The sequence below is a fragment of the Sphingosinicella sp. genome (assembly GCF_013911755.1).
Classification (GTDB): Bacteria; Pseudomonadota; Alphaproteobacteria; order Sphingomonadales; family Sphingomonadaceae; genus Sphingosinicella.
In genome coordinates this window covers 1-21,855 of record NZ_JACESP010000031.1, presented here as the reverse complement: position 1 = coordinate 21,855, position 21,855 = coordinate 1, and the positions used below count along the sequence as shown (strand labels likewise).

The following is a 21,855-nucleotide window of genomic DNA, read 5'->3' as shown; positions in this document are numbered from 1 at the left end:
GTCATGGCAACGATTGCGCCTCGCAAAACCCCTGCTGCAACCAGAAGCGATGAGACACTGCGGCGACAGGGCTTCTGCGTCTTGCAGGACGTCGTGCCCGGGTCGCGGATCGAGGACATCAGTCGATCGCTTCACCCGCGTTTTGCCGCCACCCCATTCTGCCAGGGAGGTTTCTACGGGCCCCGCACCAAGCGCTTCGGGGGATTGCTGAAGCGGGCGCCCGCGGTAGAAAGTCTTGTCCGGAACCCTGCCGTCATGCGCCTTGTCCGCGCCTTTCTCGAGCCTTGGTGCGAGACCGTCCAGCTCAACCTTACGCAGGCGCTCGAATTGCATCCGGGAGCGCCAGCGCAATTTCCACACAGAGACCAGGACATGTGGCGCGGGCCGACAGGCGAACTCGAATATCTCGTCAACGTGATGTGGCCGATTACTCCTTTCAGGGCCGAGAACGGGGCCACGCTCATTTGGCCAGGGAGCCACAATGGCGGGCAGGGTGACGGCGGCCAGGAACCGGTCGCCATCGAAGCCGACCCGGGATCGGCGATCATATTTCTGGGATCGACCCTCCATGGCGCTGGCCCGAACCATACTGACGCGGTGCGCCGCGGGATCATCGTCAGCTACTGCCTTGGCTGGCTGAAGCCCTATGAGAACCAGTGGCTGACCTATCCCCCCGACGTGGCCAGTGCTTTCGACCCTGAGCTTGCCGCGCTGGTCGGCTATCAGCAGCATCGCCCCAATCTCGGGAATTACGACGGGCAATGCCCGTCCATCCTGCTCGGGGGCGAACCGCCGGATCATCTGGCCGCGATCGACGCTCTCCGACCCGATCAGGAAGGCGCTCTGTCCGAGTTCCTGCGACAGCAAACCGAGCAACTCCCCCCGGTTGGGGGGATTGCCGAAATCGAGCGGGGTCGGAACAAAAGAGAGGTGAAATCCAACGGATAGCTGACGCCATTTCCCGACGCGGGAGGTGTGTCTCGCGGGGGGAAACCCAATGCAACGTGCGATTTACGGCTTGGCGATGCTTGCCTTCGCCACCGCCCTTCCCACTGCTCCGGCGCGAGCGAACGATCTGGGTTGCCAGGTTCTCATCTGCCTTTCCAATCCCGGTGGCGCGACCCAATACGCGCAGTGCGTGCCGCCGATGACCAAGCTCTGGAAGCGCTTGGCCACCGGCGGCGCCTTTCCCGGTTGCAGTGGCGGCGGTGTCGCCCGCAGTAAGGTCTATGATCGCGATTCCGCATTTCGCCGGCGGGTCGAGATCACGTTTAACGATGGCCGCCGCCAGACCTACTCGCTGGCCAACATCGAGCGACTGAACGGTAGCGTCCAATGATTCTCGATGTCGCCAGCCTCCTGTCGATTGCAGGAGCATGCGCCCCGTCAGTTGCGCCCGAGACGCTCCTTTCGATCGTCCACACCGAGAGCCGGTTCAACAGCCTTGCCATCGGCGTCAATAGTCCCGGCGTGCGCCAGCCAAGACCCGCGACCAAGGCGCAGGCGATTGCGGCGGCCCGAAGCCTGATCCGTCAAGGCTACAACATCGATCTCGGCTTGGGGCAGATCAACAGCGCCAATCTCGGATGGCTGGAGCTTTCGGTCGAAGATGCCTTCGAGCCGTGCCGCAATCTGGCGGCGGCCGCCCGCGTCCTTGCCAAGAACTATCAGGCGGTCATGCGCATCGCGCCGAGCCGAGATCATGCGATCGCGACGGCGCTTTCGCTGTACAATACCGGCGACCGGCGGCGCGGCTTTCGCAACGGCTATGTCGCCAGGGTCTATGCTAGCGCGTCAGTCGTCATTCCCCTGATCCGGGGGACGGCGCCGGTGGCCACTGCATCGGCGATTGCCCCGACTGCGCCGGCCTTCACCCCGCCACCCGACACCACTGTTTCGACGCCGCTCGCTACCGGATGGAACACGGCCGCGCGGGCGAGCCAGGCCTCGCTCATGGTGTTCGGAGACGGGGCAGCATCTTTGAAAGGACTGCATCCATGACAGCAATCACCGCCCCCTTGGGCGGATGGCCCCAGTGGGCGCGACTTCTGGTGCGCATCGTCGGTGTGGCGGCATTGGCGCTGCTTGTCTCGCTATTGCTCAGCGATCCTGCGCACGCGCAAGGCGCCGACGGCATCACATCGATGGCGGAGAACATCAAGACCTGGCTCACCGGGACCTTCGCCAAGACGATCGCGGTGATTGCGGTCGTCATCGTCGGTTTCATGTTCTTCACGGGGCGCGCCAGCCTCGGCCTGCTCGTGACCGTCATCGTCGGAATCTTCATCGTCTTCAGCGCGCAGTGGATCGTCGACACGATCACGGGTGGCGCGTGAAGGGGAGCGCCGCCCCGGACGAGCGGCTACGCGAGGAAACGCTGTTTCTGGCGGTTACGCGACCTACGATGTGGCTCGGCGTACCGCTCGAAGCCTCGCTGCCGATCGCGCTTGCTGCCTGTCTCACGCTGATCGTCAGCGGCAATCCGCTCTATGCCGGCGCCATTGGAGGCGCCTGTCTTGCCGTGGCGCGGCTCATCGTGCGGCACGATGCCAATGCTTTCCGGCTGCTGTGGCTGTGGACCATGACCAAGGCGCGCAGCCGGAACCGCGCCTGGTGGGGCGGAAGTTCCTATTCGCCGCTCCCGGTCGCCGGGCTGAAGCGCAAGGGCTTTGCGCGTGGCTAGCACGGCGACCCAGCTCCCGCCGCGCAAGACGCCGTGGCGCATCTTGCGGCAAGAGGCCGAGCCTGGGCGCTATCTGCCCTACGCACGCCATGTGACGTCCGAGGTGATCGCGCTCGATAGCGGCGATCTGATGATGATGTTCCGCCTCGAGGGGCTCGCTTTCGAAACCGCGGATCCGATCCACCTCAACGACTGGCACGAGAAACTCAATGGCACTTGGCGCAACATCGCCGACGATCGGCTCGCGCTCTGGACCCACATCGTTCGCCACCCGGTCGACGACTATCCCGAAGGTGAATTCCGCTCAGCCTTCGCAGCCGATCTGGACGGCAAATATCGCGCGCGCGTCACCGCCAATCGCATGTTCGTCAACGAGCATTATTTGACGCTGATCATGCGACCCGCAGTTGGTTCGGCCGATCGGACGGGGCTGCTCCTCAAGCGGATCGCCAAGGCCAAGGCAGTCGACGAGGAAGTCGACCCCGACGAATTAGCCCGCTTCGAGGAGAAGGCGCGCGACATTGAAAAGCTCCTTCGGCGGTGCAGCCCCGCGCGGCTCGCCCTCTATGAGAAAAATGGCCTCATATTCTCCAGGCCCCTCGAAGTGCTCGAGCAGGTCATGATGGGCGCCCGGGCCAAGGTGCCGCTGGTCCGAGGCCATCTTGGGTCGGCACTCTACGGCGAGCGGCTGATCTTCGGACGCGAGACGGTCGAGATCCGCGCTCATGATGCGAGCCGCTGGGTGGGGATTTTCGGCATCCGGGAATATCCCGCGCTCACCCGCCCCGGTCAGATGAACGCTCTGCTGGGCCAGGATTTCGCGTTCGTCGTGTCGCAGTCCTTCACCTTCATGAGCAAGGCGCGGGCGGCCGAAAGGCTTCGCCGGCGACAGAACCAGATGGCCTCCACCGAAGACGCGGCCGCAAGCCAGGCGCTCGACCTTGAGGACGCGGCCGACGATCTTCAGAGCAATCGGTTCGTCCTGGGCGAACATCATTTCTCGCTCGCCGTGTTCGCTGAGAACCAGAAGCGCCTCGCCGATAATCTGTCGGCGGCGCGGGCCGCGCTCGCCGATGCTGGCCTGGTATCAGCGAGGGAAGGGCCGGCGCTCGAGGCGGCCTTCTGGGCTCAGCTTCCCGGAAATTTCGCGTGGCGGGCGCGGCCGGCGGCGATCACCTCGCGGAATTTCGCCGCCTTGGCACCCTTCCACACTTACCCTGCGGGGCGGCCGAGCGGAAATCATTGGGGTTCGGCGATCGCGTTGATGAAAACGGCCGCGCAATCACCCTACTATTTCAACTTCCACGTGGGGGATCTCGGCCACACGCTGATCATTGGTCCCTCGGGCGCGGGCAAGACCGTCGTCCAGAACTTCCTGATGGCGCAGCTCGAGAAGACAGGCGCCCAGCAGATCTTCATCGACAAGGATCGCGGCGCCGAGATCTACGTGCGGTCTGCTGGCGGAATCTATCTGACGCTGAAGAATGGCGAGCCCACCGGCTTCGCGCCCTTGCGGGCGCTTGAATATGGACCGCGCAACCTCGTCTTCCTCGGCCGTCTGATCAGGCAGCTGGTGACGCCGGCTGGCGGTACGCTCGGCGTCACCCAAGAGCGCATGATCGACGAAGGCTTGGCGTCTATGGGGCGGCTCGCGCCGGAGAATCGATCCATCCTCGCTCTGCGCCAGTTGCTCGGCCAGCGCGATCCGGAAGGGATTGGCGCACGGCTTGAGAAATGGTCGCGAGGCGGACCGCTGGGCTGGGTTTTCGACAACGAGAGCGATGCCCTGTCGCTCGATGCGCCGTTCCTCGGTTTCGACATGACCGATTTCCTCGACAATCCGGAGGTTCGGACGCCGATCATGATGTACATGTTTCATCGCATCGACGGCCTCCTGGACGGCCGGAGGCTGGTGATCGACATCGACGAGTTCTGGAAGGCGCTGGATGATGACGCTTTCCGCGCCTTCGCCCAGGATGGCTTGAAGACTTATCGTAAGCAGAACGCCTTCCTGGTCTTCGGCACGCAGAGCCCAGCCGATGCGCTGCGCTCCGACATCTCGCACAGCATCATGGAGCAGGTCGCGACCAAGATTCTGCTTCCCAACCCCTATGGCCGTGCGGCGGATTATGTCGACGGGCTGGGCCTTACCCAGGCAGAATTCAAGCTCATCCGTCATGACCTGAACCCGGAATCGCGCCGGTTCCTCATCAAGCAGGGTCATGACTCGATCGTGGTGGAGCTGGATCTCGGCGGGCTCTCTGACGAACTGGCTGTGCTCTCGGGCACCACGGAAACCGTGACGCTTCTCGATGCTATTCGCGCGGATGTCGGCGACAACCCGGCGAAATGGCTGCCTCTCTTTCACCAGCAGCGTCGGTCTGCATCGATCAGGAAAGGATGAGCTATGGGTAATGGCAAATGCGCAGCGCTTGGCGCCATCGCGTTGGGAATGGCAGGGCCGGCGGCCGCCCAGGGTATCCCGGTCTATGACAGCTCCGGCTATCTGCAGGCCTTGGCCACGGTGAAGAACACCCTGTCGATGATCGATCAGGGGAAGGAGCAGATTGCCGAGGCGAAGCAGCTCTATGGCAGCTTCAACCAGGTCACCGACGTCAACGGCATTGCCTCGTCGCTTTCCACTGACGCCATGCGCCATCTTCTGCCGCGGGAGGCGCGTGACATCAATCGGCTGATGTCTTCGGACAATGCCAGTCTGGGCTCGCTCGGGAGTTCCGCGACCCGCATTCGGAACGCCAACCGCGTCGCCCTGCCGGAATTGCGGCCGGGTGCTTCAGCTTATGAGCGCGCTTCCCGGGACAACCTCCTGCGCAACGGCGATCTCGCAGCGCGAGATGCGGCAATCGCGGAGGCCGCCTATGGCGTATCCGCGCAGCGTACCACCGGCCTTGAGGAGCTGAGAACCTCACTCGATACGGCGTCGGACGCCAAGCAGGTCATGGACATCCAGGCGAGGGTAGGGGTCGAGAACGCCCATATCCAGAACGATGCGCTGCAGTTGCAGGCGCTGCGGATGCGGCAGGAAGCGGATGTCCGGCTGCGATCACAGCGGGAAAGCGAAGCGATCCTGGCGACGAAGCTAGAAAGCTTGTCGCAGTGACTGCAAAATCTCTCCTGCTTGGGGTTGCCGCAGCGGGAATGCTGACAAGTTGCGAGCGAGCGCCGCGCGGAAAGGACTATCTAACGTCCCACCCCGAAGAGCTTAGAGAACTCATCAAAGCGTGTGCTGACGGTTCACATCCCAATGAACAGGAATGTTCCAACGCTGAAAGCCTCCGGACCCTCGATAACAAGATGCGGTCACTTTCGAAATAATCGAGCGCCTTGGAGCCTTACATGGCCACGGACATGTTCAATTCACTCTATACGAACGTCGATGGGAAGCTCGATCTTTTCCTCAACGAGCGTCTTCAGAACGTCGTGGAGGTCGTCCGTGGCCCGCTTGCGGTGGGGCTAGTTATCTATATTGCCCTGTTCGGTTATATGGTGATGCGGGGCATCATCAGCGAACCTTGGGGTGAACTCTTCTATCGAATGGTGAAGCTCTGCCTGCTGTACATTGCTGCAACGACCGTCGCCTATTCCGACTGGATTACGACGCCGCTCTTTCACGGAATGCCCGATGCGATCTCCCAAGCTCTCGCTGGTAAGACGATCGATACAGTTGGGGAGGCTTTCGATGACTACTATGCGCAAAGCGATGTTATTATTGCCCGCATAGAGACTGAAGCCGCAACGTACAGCGATATCAACCCGTATAAATTGGTCCTCTATGCGCTGAGTCTGGGGCTCAAGGCATTGGCTGGGCTGTCGGCAGCGGTGGGGTTCGCTATAACGATCTTTGCCAAGGTCGCGCTGGCGATCATTATCGCGCTTGGTCCCATCTTCATTGCCCTAGCCCTCTTCGAGCCCACGAGGCGTTTTTTTCACGGCTGGCTTGGCCAAGTATTCAATTACATCGTCCTCCTCGCCGTAATCATAGCCATCACGACCCTAATCACTGACCTGGGAGCAGCTGCAACGGCAGCATCTGAGGGCGTCGTGGATACAGCCTTCGGTGCCGTCCTGTTTGCTGCGTACATATTCTTGGGCACGATCTTCTTCTTCCAGGCTCCCGCCATCGCAACGGGAATAGCCGGGGGAGCCGCTGCAGGCGTGGGTGCCTTCGCCGGAACGGCATGGGGCACGATGGCATCTCCCTTCCGACAGCGTCGCGTCATGCGCAACAGCCGCAATTTGGAGCGCGCCGCTCGTCGCGGCGGTAGCATCGAAGCGGCGTAGCGAGGCATCATCATGACTTTCCTTTTTCCGCGAATTTCCACCTCGAGCCTCCGCTACGGTCTAGCTTGCGCAGGTGGTTGTCTGGCTGTGCTGGGTGTCGTCGGCTGTGCTTCCGGACCCAAGAAGCTGGCGGTGTGCAATGGGCGTCACCTGCGCGATGTAAACATCTACGGAAGCGTCCTGCCCGGCTCGCCGGTGCCTGCCACCACGGCGCCGAGAGCCGCGCCGCCCATACCACCTTTGTCCCGTCCACGAGACGGCGATCCGCCCCCGCCGCCCGCAGTGCCATCGCCATCAACCTCGGGAGACAAGGTCTCGGTCGCACCAAGGGAGCCGCACTATGCGAGCTGCTGATGATCGATCAGAAGCCGTGCCGGCATCGGGGCTGCAACGCTATTTCCGGGACGCACGAAGCTGGGATCAGGACAGGATCCGGACCGCCCTGCGCTCGACCCGTATCGCCTGGAGCATCGCAGCCATCGCCTCACTCTTGGCTGCGGCATCGATCTTTGCGGTTGCCGCATTGACGCCCCTGAAGACCGTCGTGCCCTATGTTATTCGCGTCAATCAGACCACCGGCGCGGTGGATGTCCAGACCGCGCTCACCCAGCGGCCGATGCGCTATGATGAGGCGGTCACGAAATATTTCCTCGCTCAGTATGTAAGAACCCGCGAAAGCTGGATTCCGGCAGCGGCCGAGGAAAACTTTCGGTTTGTGACTATCCTCTCGCAACCGACCGAGCAGCAGCGCTGGGCGCGCTTTTACAGCAGCAACAATGGTGCAAGTCCCCAAAATGTCTGGGGCAAGAATGCGGTCGTGCAAGCGCGCGTTCGCAACATTGCCTTCATCAACGATCGGGTCGCCAACGTCCGCTTCACCCGGACAGTCCTGACCGAGACCGACACGCAGAACACCGATTGGATCGCCACGATCACATTCGCCTACGCCAACGCGCCCATGGCGGAGGGCGATCGCTACCGGAACCCGCTGGGATTCCAGGTCGAGAACTACCGTGCCGATCCGGAGGTGATCCGGTGAAGGCGCTCTCTGCCGTCATCATTTGCGCGCTCGTACCCGTAGCGGCGGCGCGCGCGGTCGAGGTTCCGCGAGGTGCTGCATCAGACCCGCGGGTCAAGTTCGTCGAATATGAGGAGACCCAGGTCTATCGGATTGTCGGCACCTTCCGGACGGCAACACAAATTGTCTTGAGCGACGATGAGACGATCCAGCATGTCGCGCTCGGCGATACGGTCTCATGGGAGGTGGCCGTTGCCGGCCATATCCTCTTCCTCAAACCCCGCGAGCGGGCCGGACCGACCAATCTCATAGTCACCACGTCGCGAGGCGGCGAACTGCGCAGCTATGCATTTGAGCTGACCGCCCGGAGCGGGCCCATCACGGGCCGCAACGGGCAAGCCTATTTTCAGGTCCGGTTCCGATACCCCAAGGATGACGCCGCACGCGCGGAGCGTCTCAGGGCCGCGCAGATGGCCATGCAGGCGGCTACCCTGGAGGCCCGGGCCGTTCGCGGCGCTCTCGATCATGGGGTCATCGAGGGGCCTCGCAACATGAACTACAAGGTTCAGGGCGCCAGCGAGCTCCAGCCGTCGGAAGTCTCCGACAACGGGCAGTTCACGGTCCTGCGTTTCCCGGCGAACCGCGAAGTGCCAGCTATATATCTGGTGCGACCCGACGGGTCGGAAACGCTGGTCCCCTTCGACGTCCGCGACGAATTCGTCGTCGTCCATCTAGTGGCGCGTCAATTGCGCCTTCGGCGAGGCGGGGAGGTGCTGTGCATCTATAATCAGGCACCGGAGCCTTATGGGGCCGACCATGGGACGAACACCGGCTCGCCCCATGTCGAGCGCACCATCACACATCCGCAGGAATGAGCCATGGCCGAAGATCCATCCCCTGTTTCGCGCCCTCTGCCCGGCGCCGATGTCACACCGGAAAGGGACGAGATTCTGCACGAGCGCGGTATCGAGCCGATCGGCGGAATGACGCCTGCCAAGCGCAATACGGCTCTGATTTTTGCCGGCACCGCAATGGTGCTCGGCATCTTGTGGGTGAATTCCGGGACAAGCCAGCAGGCCTCCAATCGTGATCTCACGGCCCCGGGCGGGGCGGCCCGTGAACGGCGCGATATCGTCGCGCGGGAAACCGTCGATTACGCAGCCGTTGCGCCGCAGCCTCGACCGTTGGGCGTCGGCGGAAGCGATCCCAACGCGCCGGTTCTCAATCCTCAAACGGCCGTTCCTGGCCCCGACGGTCAGATCGTCCCTGCCATGCAGGCGGGAGCCGCGCCGGGACCGACAGGAGGGGCGGCGGCCCGGCCCAACCTCGCTGACCAGGCGCGACGGTCTACACTCATCGCCTATGGCGGGCGCAATCTCGGCGGCAGGCCCTCTCAGGACCCAGCGGGAGTTCCCTCGGGCGCGCAACCGGCCGAGATTTCAGGAATTCCAGCGAGTGCCGAGGGCGGGGCGCCCAACGCGCTGGACGTGCTGCGGCAGAGTTCGGCGATCGGCGAAGCGCGAGCCTCGATGCTCCCCAATCGGAACTTCCTGATCACCGCGGGCACATTGATCCCTTGCGTCCTTCAGACGGCCATCAACTCCGCGCAGCCTGGATATACATCCTGCCTGATCCCCCGCGATGTCTACTCCGAGAATGGCCGGGTCGTGCTGATGGAAAAGGGTACGCGCGTGCTCGGCGAATATCGCGGGGGGATCCAACAAGGGCAGAACCGCCTCTTTGTGCTTTGGACGCGGGCGGTGACGCCGCAAGGCGTCCGCATCGACCTTGCCTCGCCTGGTTCCGATGCCCTTGGGCGCGCCGGGCTCGCTGGGGCGGTCGACAGCTTCTTCTGGGCACGGTTCGGCGGCGCGCTCCTGCTCTCGCTCGTCGATGACGCCGCCTATATTGCCGGGCAGGCCGCATCGAGCGGCAACGGCAATTTCAACAATGTCACGCGTGCGCCGAGCGAAGGGGCCGCGATCGCGCTCCAGAACAACATCAACATCCGGCCGGTGCTGAAAAAGAACCAGGGCGAGGAGGTCGGTATCTTCGTCGCCAAGGACTTCAACTTCGCCGATGTCTACAATCTGGAGCTGCGGCGGTAAACCATGCGCGATACCGCCGTCCTCCGCCATTATCTCGAACCGCTTCTTCCGTTGCTGGAGCCGGATGATGTAACCGAGCTCGTCATCAACCGCCCGGGCGAGGCGGGGATCGAGGACCGGCAGGGGTGGCGATGGCATGAGTTGCCTGAACTGGACAGCGAGTGGCTTGGAACGCTCGCCGTCGCCGCGGCAAGCTTCACGCACCAGGACATCGATGGGCAGACGCCGATCTGTTCGACCGTCCTTCCAGGCGGCGAGCGCTGCCAGATCGTGATCCCGTCGGTGACGCCGAGCGGCTGCCCGTCCTTTACGATACGCAAGCCCTCGACCGTAACCCTGCCGATCGACCAGCTCGCACGCGCTGGCCTCTTTGACACGACGCGCGCGAGCGCCCGGGGCCTTACCGAAACCGACACTGCGTTGGTGGCGCTTCGCGACGCGGGGGACTGGCCGGCCTTCTTCAAGATCGCGGTCGCCGCGCGTAAGAATATCCTGGTCAGCGGTGCAACCGGGTCCGGCAAGACGACCTTGGCGAAAGCGCTCATCCAGCTCATCCCGCCCGACGAGCGATTGCTTACGATCGAGGACACGCGCGAACTCATCGTGCCCCATCGCAATGTCGTTCACCTGGTCTATTCGAGCGAAGGGCAGGGCCTTGCAAAGGTCGGTCCCAAGCAGCTGCTCGAAAGCGCGCTGCGCATGCGCCCGGATCGCATCCTGCTGCAGGAGCTGCGCGACGGCACCGCCTTCTTCTATTTGCGGAACGTCAACTCGGGACACCCTGGTTCGATCACCACCGTCCATGCCGGCTCTGCCGCGGGCGCCTTCGAGCAGCTGACGCTACTGGTCAAGGAATCCGAGGGCGGCCGAGATCTCGCGCGCGATGATATCCGCGGACTTTTGCGCATGCTCATCGATGTGGTCGTCCAGACCCGGCGCCATGGCGGCCGCTTCGAGGTCGAAGAGGTCTATTTCCACCCGAAGGTGGGCGATGCCGGTGCAGCGTAACTTCTGGATCATCGGCCTGGCCGTTGCCGGTGGCACCATATCGTGCTGCGCGATCGCCATGCTGGTTGCCCTCTTTGGGATGGGCCAGATCGGCCCCAACACCGACATCACGGCCTTGCCCGCGTGGTTGTGGTATTATCGGGCGGACCCGCTGCTTATCGAGTGGCTGAAGCGCGGGGTTCTCGCAGGCGGTATCGTGGTGGGACTTCTGGCCATCGCGATCCTACGCCGCGGGCCGGCATTGCACGGCACCGCCCGGTTTGCGCGCGAAGGCGAGATCCGGCGGGAGGGCCTTCGCGCGGCTGCCGGCATCGTTGTCGGCCGCAAGGCTGGACGTTTTCTGATATTCGGCGGGAGCGAACATGTTCTGCTCGAGGCGCCCACACGCGCGGGGAAGGGCGTCGGCGTCGTCATTCCCAATCTGCTGACCTGGCCAGATTCGGTGGTCGTGCTCGACGTGAAACGGGAGAACTGGGGCGCAAGCGCGGGGTATCGTGCGCGTGCCGGCCAGGCCGTGCACCTGTTCGATCCGCTCGATGCGGAGGGGCGGACGGCGCGGTACAACCCCTTGGCGCACATCAGGCGGACTGATGACATCGAGGTCGTCAACGAGCTGCAGAAGATCGCGGGCATGCTTTTCCCCGCGCCGGAGCGATCCGATCCGTTCTGGGCGGAGGCTGCGCGAGCGGCCTTTGTCGGCGTCGGCGCCCTGGTCGCATCCAACCCGGGCCTGCCCTTCACCATCGGCGAGATATACCGCCGCCTCACGACTGGCGATCCCAAGAGCGACCTTCCCGCAGCGCTTCAGGAAGCCCGCAGGGTGGGCCAGCGCCTCAGCCAAGCCTGCGTGTCCGCGATCCAGGATTTCACCTCGGCCTCGGACAACACCTTTTCCGGGATCAAGCAGACCATCACCGCACGGCTCAATCTCTGGCTCAACCCCATGGTGGATACCGCCACCTCGGAGAGCGACTTCGACCTGCGCGAGGTGCGGCGTCGGCGCATGTCGATTTACCTTGGCGTGTCGCCCGACAATATCGACCGCATCGCGCCGATCTACAGTCTGTTCCTGCAGCAACTCGTGGATCTCAACACCCGCGACCTTCCTGAGGGCGCTAGCAATGTCCCGGTCCTGGTCCTGCTCGACGAGTTCGCCAGGCTCGGCAAAGCCTCGGTGATTGCGAGCGGCTTCTCCTACGTCGCCGGCTATGGCCTGCGCCTGGTTCCGGTCATTCAGAGCCGATCCCAGCTTCGCGCAATCTACGGTCCCGATGTCACCGACGAGATCATCGCCAATTGCGGCCTCGAGGTTGTCTTCACGCCTAAGGAGCTGAAGGTCGCGAACGAACTTTCCGAACGGCTCGGCTTTTTCACGATGAACGTGAAATCCCGCAGCCGTACCATCCACGGGCTACTGGCGAACCGGAGCATCTCGGAATCTGATCAGCGCCGCGCGCTCCTGCTGCCGCAAGAGCTCATGCAGCTGCCGAAGAACGAGCTCCTGCTCCTTCGCGCCGGCATCCCCCCAATTCGAGGGCGCAAGATCGCCTATTACCGGATGCCACGCTTCACGCGACGGGTGGTTGCTCCGCCTGTGCCGTCCGCCCGTCCAATCGCGGCAATGCTTTCCCCACCTACGCCGGCTTCAGCGCGGCAGGGCGCTGGTACACCCGGTCTGAGCGGCGCCCCACAGCAACCGGCGACAAGCTCGGGCGGGACCATACAGGAGGAAATTGTGATGCGGGAAATGACCGACGCCGAGCTGGCAGGTGCGGCCGAGATCACGAATGACATGCTGGTTCTGGGCGACCTGGCCGAACTACCGCCCCCGGGCGACGAGGCCGCCGCGATCGCCTTCGTGTCGGCGATGGTCGAGCGGGCACTTTTGCCACCGGTCGGGCAGCCATCCACATCTATTATCCAGGAAAGGACAGCCCATGTCCGCTGAGAAGTCCGAGAATTCGCGGGGCGCCAGGAAGCGCGCCAATGCCATTTCGATTGGTGAAGGTCAGTCCGTACCGCGTTCTGGGAAAGACACGCGTGACGACATTCCCAAGAAGCCCGGCACCTCTAACAAAGGCAAGGAGGGGGCGGGGGTTCTGCCCCGATCAATTTCTGCCGGCGACATACCGGAGCCCCTGCAAAAGCGCTACTTTTCGTCGACCGGCAAATGGTCGGGCGAACCGGCCTACTTCACGACGGCCCGGGCGAAGGAGCCTGCATTTCGGGACCAAGGACGGCGTCTTGTCACCTCGAGCGAGAGTGAGGAGGTCGTGCGTGATCTCGTCGCCATCGCCCGGCATCGCGGGTGGTCGAATGTTCATCTTACTGGCAGCGAAGCCTTCCGCCGGGCAGCATGGCTCGAGGCCAGTCGCCAAGGATTGGAAGTACGAGGATATCGGCCGAACGAACGCGACCTACAAGAATTGGATCGGCTACAGCGAGACAAGAGCCGCAACAGCATCGCGCCGGCTGCCGTTCCGTCATTCAGCCGGGAGGCCGGCCGAGATCAGTCACAGACTCACGAGCGCTCGGCTCGATCCCGAGCCGCGGCGTCCGGGGACAGAAACGAGCGAGCCGCGCAAAGTCAGTTGCGAGTGATCGAGGCAGTGGTGCGAACCGCATTGTTCGACAATCCCGAAGCGATCTCGCGTGTTATGAAGGTCGCGACCACGAAACTGCAAAACCACGTCGACCGAGGTGATCAAATTCGCCCTGCCATGGTCAGGGAAACGCGCGAGCGAAAGCCGGTCGAAGTTGCATCCATCCGACAGGAGCCCTCAAGAATTCATCCGTCTATCCAGCGATCTCGCGGCCGATAGCGCCACGTCCCATCGTTCAATTCCTTTACCGACGGCGCTACTGATGCGCGACGGCGATCAGACGAAGAAGCGCGTCCTCGGCGTCAACGTTCGCGTCAATGCATTGTCCGTTCTCACAGAATAGCACGAACGCTTTGGTACCGGCATTCTTCGCGCTGCGGTAGATGATGCCGTCCAGCATTTGGCCATCGCGGAGCTGGAAAACCCGTCGAAAATATTCGGTAACGATCTGGGTCGGGACATATTCGATATGCTCCCGGCCGTCGCGCGCGATCGGCTGCGAAATGTCGGCGGCAAATGCGTGAAGAAACCGCAACGAGTGGATCATTTCCTGTCGCGCCATGTCGAATACGCTCGGTATGGACGGAAGCTCGGCGAGGTCCAGCACAGTCAGGTCGCGCACCGGCCGGAAAGTGCCGACTGACAAAACCTTGCCGGCATGCACGTCCGGATCAAAGGTCTCTGCATGTGCCGTTGCAGCGTCGAAGGCGCCGTAGAACATCGGAATGCCAGCGGGGCTCATGCGGTTCGACTGCCGGGCATGCTCCGGCTTGGGCGTACCGATCGCCGTCCCCGTGATCTGTGGTTGATCATCGACGCGGATGCGAACCAAGTCGGTATCGGCACCGATCGTCTTTATCAGGCCTTCATCGGCGAGTTTCGAGCGGATCATGTCCGAAACCGAACCAAGTACCTCTCCCGGCGTCAGCTCGTCATAGCCCTCATGATTGGTCTGTAGGAAGAAGTAGCGCGTGTGGTTCTTCGTGAACGCCTTGAAGCTGTCCCACGCCCAGGTCAGACGCTGGCTGTCGGTTCCGCGATAGAACTCCCGTTCGACCCAGGCCTCGCATTGGATCATGTAATCGAGCGCCGCAAGCACGTCATCGTTTTCGGAGAAGCTGGCATCGTAAAGGACGTCGGAGGTCGTGGAGAGCGGAGCCTGCCATCCCCCTTCACGAGAAATATACATGATTCCTTCGTTGGTGGGTTCGTTCCAGTCGAACCCTAGGCCGCCGAGGACGATCCCGGTGAATGTCTCGAAGGGCGCGGCGATCGGCTGCTCAGATGCGGCGTCACAGAAGCTGCAGGTCTCACTCTCGGCATTCCCTGCGATCCATTCGGCGAGGAATTCATCTGAAACGCAATCCGGGCAGATGTGATCGTCGGATTCGCCGTAACCGCGCTCCTCCATCTCCATCATATATGCCTTCACGATGCCCATCAGATCATTTGCTCCTTCGACGTGGGAGGTAAAGGCAGGCGGAGCCAAAGTCATCAAGATCCACCTCGCACAATCCGGCTCGGCCCACATGTCGATGTCGGGACACGGCGAACCGCTCCGCCAAAAACCGGATCAGGATCGATTGACGCGCTGCTTCTTCGCAGCCCGCCATTCCGACAGCGCCTCTTCAAGCGCTTCGATCGCCTCGTCGCACGCACGGCATGAACGCATATAGGACCGCAGCTTCGGCCCACTGCTGGTATCCACTGGGAAGGTGCGGTCCTGCGCTGCATCGCGCGCGAGATCGCCGATTGGGTCATTCCGCTTGGTCTGCGTGTGCAGCCAGTGCGCGAAGGTGCCGGACTTCGGTTCCGGCATCGGGTCGGGGTCCAGGGCCAACTCGGCGTTCGGATTGTTCTGCTCCCGACGAAGGCCGACCTTGCGATGAACGGCCGCGACGATCAGCGCGCCGTTAGCGATATAGGAGGCAAGGCCGTTTTCCTTGCCCCAGCGTTCGGCCCGGTGCTTCGCGCCATAGGAACCGCATTTGTAGGTCTTGATCTTCTTGACGCTATCGATCCACCGGATGGCCGTCGCGATCTGCGCAAGACTGTCATCCGAAAAGAGGCGAGCCCGGCTGTCATGCTCGGATTTTGCGCCTTCGAACGGATCTTTGTCGAAGCCGTTATACCGAAAGCCATTCAAGCTCAGATCGGGGTGCTGGCGCAACGCGGCGAGGACGGCCTGCTGTGCTTCCCGATAGAGCGCACCATCGGGGACATAGAGATTCGGATGATCGGGATCGCCCAGGGCACTACGGGCAGCATCCTCAATGTGGGATTGAATGTCCTTTTCCCCACGTTCCATCATGCCGACATATTGCGGCGTGACCTTCAGATGCGTGGCAAGCTGCGATTGCGTCCACCGTTTGCGGACACGCATCGCCCTGAGTTCGTCTCCGGTCATGGCCATCGGCACTCTCCTTCAATGTCGATGTATATCAACTAAGTTATGTTATCAACGGATCGATGAAAACTTAGTTTTCTTCTGTGATGAAGTCCGGGGCCGTGACGGGGCGCTGGTGAAGGATATGGTGAACCACGCCCTCGGCCAGCCCCCGTTCGAGCGCCGCGCCGAAATGCGCGATGCTGCGGGTAATCTCTGGCGCTCGAAGCAGGGTCCGCCAGTTGGTGGGCTCGTCCACGCGCTTCTCCCACGCCAGCAGACCGACGAGGGCGCGGTGCGCGAATTCGATGCCTTCGGCTCCTACCGTAAAACTCTGACGGATATGGGTAGGCGAATGCTCTTCCGAGGACTGAAGATCCCATGTCGCGAAGAGCTGGGTGGTTTCCGGATGTAGGTCGTTTCGAACCGCGCCGCCCCCGATCGTGAAATGCACACCGGTAACGCGCATCTGCCACGTTTCCTCAAAGCCATTTTCGGTGGGGCGAGTCTCGACCAATTGCTCCTTGGCGATGTCAAGGTGGAGGCCCGATCCCTCCGCCAGCTTGAATGCGACGTCGCCAGCGAGGATGCCGAGCAGATTCTGCCGCATTGCCTCGCCATGGCTGATGTTGAAGTTCTTGCGGGCGAGCGCAAGGTGGCGAATGTCCACCAAGGTCCACAGGGAATAGTGCTTCCATGCGACAAGCAGAGGCAGGCCCATCTGGTCCGCATAGCGCGTGAGGCGCGCATGATAGTCCGCCTTGAAGGAGAGAGTCCTATCGTTGCAAACCTTTACTTCGATCAGGAAAGGGCCGCCGGCGTCGAACATCGCCAGGATATCGGGCACCTGAAATTCGGACTTGGACCGAGCCGGTGTCTGGTGCTGGTCAAGCTTGTGAAGTAGCCGCGTGCGCCCAAGCCAGGCGCATATGACAGCGAATTCATCCTCGGCAGGGAGCCCATGATTGAGTCTGCGTACGCGCCGGGCAACTTCCCCAGCCTCAGCATCGAAGCCGAGATCGGCAAGCACATCCTGTATCAGGCGTTCGATATCTGGTGGCGTATCGGTCATTCGGCGCTTGCGTCAGCCGCGGCTCCCTGCCGATGCCAAGGCCTATCCTTGCCATGCCGGCTCTCCCGGTGTCAGCGAGGCGATGGCGATTTGCAAGCCGGTGATATTCATTCACCTTTGCTCGACACGAACGTACGATCGGTGAAGGATTTTCTTCATGAGTTCGACCAGGGATGCGCTGCCGCGTGTCTTTCAAGCCAATCTCGGGCGGCTGTTCGAGCGGGTCATCCTCCCTGTGCTGGACAGCCTACCGCGCCATGCCACGCTAGAGACCGGGGTAGCCGCGACCCTTGATCAGTTCCTCGACCGCGCCGCGGCTCAGGTCGACAACTATACTGGCAACGAAGCCGCAAAGGCGTTCACGCTGACCTTGGCTGGCGTCTTCGAGCGACAGTTGAGCATCTGGGCGCGCGCGATCCACGACTTGGGCTTGACCGATATGAGCCGACTTCGTGGTTTCGAAGCGCTGTTGGCCGGGTGCGCGAGAGAGGCCGGAATCGACCTGTCTGTCGACCGGCTGGGCGAGGACCTGACTCAGATGTTCGTCGTCGCCAATGTCGTGCGCCACGGCGAGGGTCCATCCTGTGACAGGCTGCGCGCACTGGCGCCCGAGCTGTGGAATGATGCGGCCCCGGATTATCTCGACCTCCTGCCGGGCACGCCCGTTGCGAGCGAGCATCTTCGCCTTCGGAAGGCTGACCTCGTGCGCTATATCCGTGCGACGACCCGGTTCTGGGGTCTCGCCGACCCGCAGCCGCTGGCCGCTACCGATCCGCCATATTGAGCGAACCGTCATGCCGGGAGAGTTCGGGGCGGATGGCGACCGGTGAACGACATTCTCTCACACGGGTGGGGTGATGTCGGCCCAAAAGGTGACTTCTTCCAGGATATGCATGCTTTCGGGATTTTCCCAGCCCTCACGGTCGCTATCCCATCGCCCGATCACAGGGAGGTCAACCTCCCAGAGCAGCAAGCGACGGCCGTCTTTCCGGTCTTCCGGCAAAGTGCCGATCGGCTCCCAAGGGATGTGCTTGGCGGTGATCATGCAAGTTCCCTCGCTCGATTCCATTGGTCTCGCATTTAGCCCATCTTTGTGCAGGCACGAAACCCAGCTGGTTGCCAACCTGTCGGCTTTCGGCAGCCCGAGCAGCTTTTCGGAGCGCCTTCGGCTTTATGACGCCAGACTTCTGTGCGTGAGCTGCCACTCGCTTGTGGGATGCCGGCCCTGATTTAACATAATCATTATTATCAGTCTTTTGTCGTTTTATTTCAAATACTTAGTTTACTTGCTCATTCGCGGTCTCCGACATCAACGTCCGTTGATCGTCGCCTCGATCGCCGCCAGACCTTTCATCAACACTTGGAATTTCGGCGGCGCGGCCATGAACATCTCCGACATCGCGCCATAGTCCCGCTCAAGCTTCTCCCAAGTCGCGCCATCGGGCGACAGGCGCAGCGTTCCAACCACGGCGGTGTCATAGGAGGCCGACCTGTCCGCGAACATCAGGCTCTTGTTGTGCACGACCTGCTCGAGCAGATCGATCCGCCCCATCGCCTCGTTCGTGATGCCCCCCTGGTCGAGCATCAGCACGTCATAATAATGGCGCGACATGCCCTCGCGCAGCTTGCCGTTATGATGGATCGCATGAAGGATCGTGACCTTTTCCCAGAAGGTCCGCGCAACGGCCAGCGTCGGCACTGCGGTCACCGGATCCGGCAGTTCCTCGGGAAAGTCTTCGGCCAGATAGGGCAAGATCGGTCGAAGCGCGAACGGTTCCGTGTCGCCGCGGGCGCCAAATTCCAGCTTGATGCGCGGCTTGATGTAACCGCTTTCATCCGCGCCGCCGTAATTCTCGCCATAGGCGAGCCCGTAACCCGAGGTGCGCGGATAGACGAAGAGCAGCGTCTGCTGGTCCTTGTCGTCGGGATCGAGCGCCAGGCTCCAGCCCTCGGCCGTGCCGAGAGCGACTTCGATTTCGCGCGCCAGGATCGGCATGGCGACCGTGGCGACATAAGCCTGTGCCGCCGCCTTGAGCGCCTTGGTCCGGCGCTCGCGCTCCTTGCCGGTAATGTCGCTGTCCATCGGCGAGGCGACTTCGCTGAGCAGCGGCGCCGCGCGGCTGATGGTGAGGTCGATATCTTCGGAGAAGCGCGCGATGATCCCATAGGCTTTCGACAGCGAGGTCCCACCCTTGAAGGTCATGTGACCGGCGAGGTCGGGACACATGACGAGGCGGCGTAGCGTCCAGCAGACCCAGAAATCCTTCTCGATGATGATCGGCGTCAGATCCCGCCGCGCCGCCGCTTCATCGATATAGGCGCGCCGATCCACGGCCGGTCTGCGTGCGAACTCATCCATTGCGGGCGGCGCCGATCTTTAGGACGACGTCGCCCATCCATCCGGGCATCTCGGCCCGGGCCTGGGCGAGCATCCGCATGTCGCGATCATCGAGGCGGGCGGCGAAGTGCCGGATCTTGTCGCTATCGATATTGTCCTTCCCCAGATGCGCGAGCGCCTGCAGAACCGCGTTGACCGAGTCAGGCGCATTGTCGAGCACCGGTGCGCGGCTGTGCTTGAGCGTCAGGCTGCGCCCGCCCGCTTGCCTGACCCGGGTCCGCCCGGTCGTGGCATAGCTGGCCCGGGCGGGAACCTGGGTCGATAGCCCGAGCCTGTTCGCCGCCGCCGCGCCCGACGGTGCGAGCTTGTCCCCACTTTGCGTCGAGAGGGCCTTGGCGACATTGGTGGGATCGGGACTGAGCGCACCGAGCTTGTCATGCTGGCGCGGATAGTCATAAAGACCCCGGCCGATGCGCCGGATGTCGCCGGCGGTCGCGAGGCGCGACAGCGCCATGTCGACCGACCCACGCGTCCCGAAGTCGACGAAGCTCTTGGGCGTGAATACCCAGCCGCGGCCCTTGCCGCGCACGCGCTTCATGATCCGATCGGCTACCGCAGACATTGGCTGTGCTCCTATCTGTTAGATAATAGCATGATTTTTTCTAACAAGATAGGAGCGCGTATCAGCGCCTAAATCAGCTATTTTGCGAGATATTTTGACATCGCATCCAGATAGGATGCCCAGGCCGCACAGGCAAGGTCCGGCAAGCCGGCCGGCAGCGCCGGCCATCATCGTTCCCGATCCCGGTGAGGCGGCGGCCGCCCCTCCTCGGAGCCTGTGGGCGGCGAAACGCCCTCCGGCTCGTTTCGGCGCTCCTGCGGCGGCCGTTCGGATTGCAGTATCTCCCGTGCGCGCGCGAGCCGCCGCGACACCGCTGGCGGCATCGCCGCCAGAAAGCCGGCGATTTCTTGCCCCAAGGCACGATCTTCCGCTTTTCCGGTGCCGGCGAGCGCGACCGCGGCCTCGGCATAGGCACCGCGGATCTGCTTCTGGCGAGCCAGCGCCATGACATCTTCTGCCCGGCGCTCCTGGTCGGCCCCGCGCACGAAGCTTTGCGCGCGCAGTTCGTTGAGCTGCGCGAGATTGAGCCGCCGTCCCTCGGCTCCAAGCCGGGCATCGAGATGGAGCGCGGACGAACGGACCCGCTTCTGGACATGACCGCGCGCACGCCGGGGTGTCGCTTCCGCCGCGACACCGCGCGCGCGCAGCTCATGCGCAAAGGTCTCACGCATATGATGGAGATCCGCCTTGCGCGGATTGAAGCGGGTTCCGTCCGCCCCTTCGGTCGCCACCGTCAGATGGACGTGGGGATGATCGGTGTCGGTATGGAGCGCCAGCATATAGGCATGGTTCCCCTCGAACAGGATTCGCGCGAATGCCTGCGCCGCATCATGAAGCGTCTCGGCGTCGGTCGATCCCCCGGGCATCGACAGCACCAGCGACATCGACGTCGGCCGCTCCCGGCCATGCTCGTTCATGGCCTCGTCGAGCATCGCCCAGTCCTGAGCGATCGCCTTGAGCCGATCCGGCTCGGTGATAATCTCGCCTTCGCTCGATCGGACGGCGAGCTTCCCGTGGCGCGCCACATAGCCGAAATGCTCGGCGACATGATGAGCGCCATATTGCTTGCCGGAGACCTTCACCATCACCTCGGGCGCCTTGCGCACGATCCGCTCGAGCTTGGCGCGCGCCTCGGCCTGGTCCATCGACATTGGCCGGGCGGCCCCGCCCCCGCTTCCGCCCGGTTTGATCCGAACATAAGCGCCGCGCAGGGTCCGCTTGCCGCCTGCCGGCGGCCGCCAGGCCTCCATCAGGCTGGGAAGCGGGAGAACCCCCTCCTCCTCACGCATCGGCCGTGTCCCAGTAGCGAAGATCGCCCTTGAGCGCGGCCCCGAGACCGGCGAGCGCATCGACGATCTCGGACCTAAAGCTTGCGACCCTGGCCGCTTCCCGCGCGACGTCGAGGCCGGATTCGACCATCACCGAGGCGTTGAGCGCGCGGGTCGCCTGGTTGAGGTTGATCCCGATCCGATTGAGCTCGCGCCACGCCTGCGCGATGGCCGCCCGCTCCTCGCGCGGCAAGGGCGCGTTTGCACGCAAGCGCCGCGCCAGCAACGTGGTGATCCAGTCGGTACGCTTCATCCCCAGCACATCCGCCGCGCGGTCGAGCGCGGCGATCTCTTCCGGGATCAGCCGAACCTCGACCCGGCAGGTTGCGCGCTGGCGGGCGCGCGGCGCCTGATGCCCCTCCCCCGCCTCCATGGCCAAGGCGTCAC

Annotated in this window: 24 protein-coding genes; 16 read left to right on the top strand and 8 right to left on the bottom strand. The window is 62.9% G+C overall.

Annotated features, from left to right (window positions below; translation table 11 throughout):
- Positions 1-3 precede the first annotated feature (3 nt).
- The 15 genes from H2052_RS16595 (at position 4) to H2052_RS16530 (ending at position 13,941) form a co-directional block, all read left to right on the top strand.
- Positions 4-948 (top strand): phytanoyl-CoA dioxygenase family protein, encoded by a 945-nt coding sequence (locus tag H2052_RS16595; RefSeq protein ID WP_293784254.1) that lies wholly within the window; start codon positions 4-6, stop codon positions 946-948.
- Between the two features lie 49 nt (positions 949-997).
- Entirely contained in the window at positions 998-1,339 is a 342-nt protein-coding gene (locus tag H2052_RS16590; RefSeq protein WP_293784251.1) for a hypothetical protein, read from the top strand.
- Positions 1,336-2,001, top strand: coding sequence for a lytic transglycosylase domain-containing protein (locus tag H2052_RS16585; RefSeq protein WP_089220801.1), 666 nt, complete (start codon positions 1,336-1,338; stop codon positions 1,999-2,001). The genes H2052_RS16590 and H2052_RS16585 overlap by 4 nt, the downstream gene beginning before the upstream one ends.
- Positions 1,998-2,336 (top strand): TrbC/VirB2 family protein, encoded by a 339-nt coding sequence (locus tag H2052_RS16580; protein WP_089220800.1) that lies wholly within the window; start codon positions 1,998-2,000, stop codon positions 2,334-2,336. Before H2052_RS16585 ends, H2052_RS16580 begins: the two co-directional genes overlap by 4 nt.
- Complete coding sequence (locus H2052_RS16575) at positions 2,333-2,683, top strand: VirB3 family type IV secretion system protein (protein WP_089220799.1); 351 nt, start codon at positions 2,333-2,335, stop codon at positions 2,681-2,683. Before H2052_RS16580 ends, H2052_RS16575 begins: the two co-directional genes overlap by 4 nt.
- Positions 2,670-5,087 (top strand): VirB4 family type IV secretion/conjugal transfer ATPase, encoded by a 2,418-nt coding sequence (locus H2052_RS16570; RefSeq protein ID WP_293784242.1) that lies wholly within the window; start codon positions 2,670-2,672, stop codon positions 5,085-5,087. Before H2052_RS16575 ends, H2052_RS16570 begins: the two co-directional genes overlap by 14 nt.
- A gap of 3 nt (positions 5,088-5,090) precedes the next feature.
- On the top strand, positions 5,091-5,804 hold the full coding sequence (locus H2052_RS16565; RefSeq protein WP_293784239.1) for a type IV secretion system protein: 714 nt from the start codon (positions 5,091-5,093) through the stop codon (positions 5,802-5,804).
- Positions 5,801-6,019 (top strand): EexN family lipoprotein, encoded by a 219-nt coding sequence (locus H2052_RS17890; protein ID WP_366484636.1) that lies wholly within the window; start codon positions 5,801-5,803, stop codon positions 6,017-6,019. The genes H2052_RS16565 and H2052_RS17890 overlap by 4 nt, the downstream gene beginning before the upstream one ends.
- Before the next feature lie 21 nt (positions 6,020-6,040).
- Positions 6,041-6,985, top strand: coding sequence for a type IV secretion system protein (locus H2052_RS16560; RefSeq protein WP_293784236.1), 945 nt, complete (start codon positions 6,041-6,043; stop codon positions 6,983-6,985).
- Between the two features lie 340 nt (positions 6,986-7,325).
- Positions 7,326-8,024 carry a VirB8/TrbF family protein gene (locus tag H2052_RS16555; RefSeq protein ID WP_293784233.1) on the top strand — a complete coding sequence of 233 codons (699 nt, stop codon included), beginning with the start codon at positions 7,326-7,328 and terminating at the stop codon, positions 8,022-8,024.
- On the top strand, positions 8,021-8,878 hold the full coding sequence (virB9, locus tag H2052_RS16550) for a P-type conjugative transfer protein VirB9 (RefSeq protein WP_293784230.1): 858 nt from the start codon (positions 8,021-8,023) through the stop codon (positions 8,876-8,878). The genes H2052_RS16555 and virB9 overlap by 4 nt, the downstream gene beginning before the upstream one ends.
- Positions 8,879-8,881: 3 nt before the next feature.
- Complete coding sequence (gene virB10 / locus H2052_RS16545; protein WP_089220791.1) at positions 8,882-10,111, top strand: type IV secretion system protein VirB10; 1,230 nt, start codon at positions 8,882-8,884, stop codon at positions 10,109-10,111.
- Positions 10,112-10,114: 3 nt separating this feature from the next.
- A complete protein-coding gene (gene virB11, locus H2052_RS16540; protein WP_293784221.1) occupies positions 10,115-11,119 on the top strand; it encodes a P-type DNA transfer ATPase VirB11 in 1,005 nt (334 codons plus the stop codon).
- Positions 11,103-13,067: a type IV secretory system conjugative DNA transfer family protein gene (locus H2052_RS16535; protein ID WP_293784218.1), complete on the top strand. Its 1,965-nt coding sequence runs from the start codon at positions 11,103-11,105 to the stop codon at positions 13,065-13,067. Before virB11 ends, H2052_RS16535 begins: the two co-directional genes overlap by 17 nt.
- Positions 13,057-13,941, top strand: coding sequence for an LPD7 domain-containing protein (locus tag H2052_RS16530; RefSeq protein WP_293784215.1), 885 nt, complete (start codon positions 13,057-13,059; stop codon positions 13,939-13,941). Before H2052_RS16535 ends, H2052_RS16530 begins: the two co-directional genes overlap by 11 nt.
- A gap of 37 nt (positions 13,942-13,978) precedes the next feature.
- Here H2052_RS16530 and H2052_RS16525 read toward each other — a convergent pair whose 3' ends face one another.
- From H2052_RS16525 to H2052_RS16515, 3 genes are all read right to left on the bottom strand, one after another.
- Positions 13,979-15,163, bottom strand: a complete 1,185-nt coding sequence (locus H2052_RS16525) for a HEPN-associated N-terminal domain-containing protein (RefSeq protein ID WP_293784210.1) — start codon at positions 15,161-15,163, stop codon at positions 13,979-13,981.
- Between the two features lie 132 nt (positions 15,164-15,295).
- A complete protein-coding gene (locus tag H2052_RS16520; protein WP_293784207.1) occupies positions 15,296-16,135 on the bottom strand; it encodes a YozE family protein in 840 nt (279 codons plus the stop codon).
- A 64-nt stretch (positions 16,136-16,199) separates the two neighbouring features.
- Positions 16,200-17,180, bottom strand: coding sequence for a hypothetical protein (locus tag H2052_RS16515; RefSeq protein WP_293784204.1), 981 nt, complete (start codon positions 17,178-17,180; stop codon positions 16,200-16,202).
- Positions 17,181-17,337: 157 nt separating this feature from the next.
- Here H2052_RS16515 and H2052_RS16510 point away from each other — a divergent pair, with 157 nt between their 5' ends.
- Entirely contained in the window at positions 17,338-17,964 is a 627-nt protein-coding gene (locus H2052_RS16510) for a hypothetical protein (protein ID WP_293784201.1), read from the top strand.
- 57 nt (positions 17,965-18,021) lie between these two features.
- Here H2052_RS16510 and H2052_RS16505 read toward each other — a convergent pair whose 3' ends face one another.
- The 5 genes from H2052_RS16505 to mobC all read right to left on the bottom strand — a co-directional run.
- Positions 18,022-18,225 carry a hypothetical protein gene (locus tag H2052_RS16505; protein WP_293784198.1) on the bottom strand — a complete coding sequence of 68 codons (204 nt, stop codon included), beginning with the start codon at positions 18,223-18,225 and terminating at the stop codon, positions 18,022-18,024.
- Between the two features lie 264 nt (positions 18,226-18,489).
- Entirely contained in the window at positions 18,490-19,539 is a 1,050-nt protein-coding gene (locus H2052_RS16500; protein ID WP_293784195.1) for a nucleotidyl transferase AbiEii/AbiGii toxin family protein, read from the bottom strand.
- On the bottom strand, positions 19,532-20,140 hold the full coding sequence (locus H2052_RS16495; RefSeq protein WP_013849904.1) for a DUF6088 family protein: 609 nt from the start codon (positions 20,138-20,140) through the stop codon (positions 19,532-19,534). Before H2052_RS16495 ends, H2052_RS16500 begins: the two co-directional genes overlap by 8 nt.
- A 167-nt stretch (positions 20,141-20,307) precedes the next feature.
- On the bottom strand, positions 20,308-21,429 hold the full coding sequence (locus H2052_RS16490; RefSeq protein WP_013849903.1) for a relaxase/mobilization nuclease domain-containing protein: 1,122 nt from the start codon (positions 21,427-21,429) through the stop codon (positions 20,308-20,310).
- Positions 21,422-21,855 (bottom strand): plasmid mobilization relaxosome protein MobC (mobC, locus tag H2052_RS16485; RefSeq protein ID WP_293784184.1); only part of this gene is annotated, 434 nt, incomplete at its 5' end. The genes mobC and H2052_RS16490, both read right to left, overlap by 8 nt.

Excerpts from the sequence above, each read along its gene's own strand:
- H2052_RS16595 (WP_293784254.1), top strand. The coding sequence starts at position 4 with ATGGCAACGATTGCGCCTCGCAAAACCCCTGCTGCAACCAGAAGCGAT.
- H2052_RS16590 (WP_293784251.1), top strand. The coding sequence starts at position 998 with ATGCAACGTGCGATTTACGGCTTGGCGATGCTTGCCTTCGCCACCGCC.
- H2052_RS16585 (WP_089220801.1), top strand. The coding sequence starts at position 1,336 with ATGATTCTCGATGTCGCCAGCCTCCTGTCGATTGCAGGAGCATGCGCC.
- H2052_RS16580 (WP_089220800.1), top strand. The coding sequence starts at position 1,998 with ATGACAGCAATCACCGCCCCCTTGGGCGGATGGCCCCAGTGGGCGCGA.
- H2052_RS16565 (WP_293784239.1), top strand. The coding sequence starts at position 5,091 with ATGGGTAATGGCAAATGCGCAGCGCTTGGCGCCATCGCGTTGGGAATG.
- H2052_RS16560 (WP_293784236.1), top strand. The coding sequence starts at position 6,041 with ATGGCCACGGACATGTTCAATTCACTCTATACGAACGTCGATGGGAAG.
- H2052_RS16555 (WP_293784233.1), top strand. The coding sequence starts at position 7,326 with ATGCGAGCTGCTGATGATCGATCAGAAGCCGTGCCGGCATCGGGGCTG.
- virB10 (WP_089220791.1), top strand. The coding sequence starts at position 8,882 with ATGGCCGAAGATCCATCCCCTGTTTCGCGCCCTCTGCCCGGCGCCGAT.
- virB11 (WP_293784221.1), top strand. The coding sequence starts at position 10,115 with ATGCGCGATACCGCCGTCCTCCGCCATTATCTCGAACCGCTTCTTCCG.
- H2052_RS16535 (WP_293784218.1), top strand. The coding sequence starts at position 11,103 with ATGCCGGTGCAGCGTAACTTCTGGATCATCGGCCTGGCCGTTGCCGGT.
- H2052_RS16530 (WP_293784215.1), top strand. The coding sequence starts at position 13,057 with ATGTCCGCTGAGAAGTCCGAGAATTCGCGGGGCGCCAGGAAGCGCGCC.
- H2052_RS16525 (WP_293784210.1), bottom strand. The coding sequence starts at position 15,163 with ATGGGCATCGTGAAGGCATATATGATGGAGATGGAGGAGCGCGGTTAC.
- H2052_RS16520 (WP_293784207.1), bottom strand. The coding sequence starts at position 16,135 with ATGGCCATGACCGGAGACGAACTCAGGGCGATGCGTGTCCGCAAACGG.
- H2052_RS16515 (WP_293784204.1), bottom strand. The coding sequence starts at position 17,180 with ATGACCGATACGCCACCAGATATCGAACGCCTGATACAGGATGTGCTT.
- H2052_RS16510 (WP_293784201.1), top strand. The coding sequence starts at position 17,338 with ATGAGTTCGACCAGGGATGCGCTGCCGCGTGTCTTTCAAGCCAATCTC.
- H2052_RS16505 (WP_293784198.1), bottom strand. The coding sequence starts at position 18,225 with ATGATCACCGCCAAGCACATCCCTTGGGAGCCGATCGGCACTTTGCCG.
- H2052_RS16500 (WP_293784195.1), bottom strand. The coding sequence starts at position 19,539 with ATGGATGAGTTCGCACGCAGACCGGCCGTGGATCGGCGCGCCTATATC.
- H2052_RS16495 (WP_013849904.1), bottom strand. The coding sequence starts at position 20,140 with ATGTCTGCGGTAGCCGATCGGATCATGAAGCGCGTGCGCGGCAAGGGC.
- H2052_RS16490 (WP_013849903.1), bottom strand. The coding sequence starts at position 21,429 with ATGCGTGAGGAGGAGGGGGTTCTCCCGCTTCCCAGCCTGATGGAGGCC.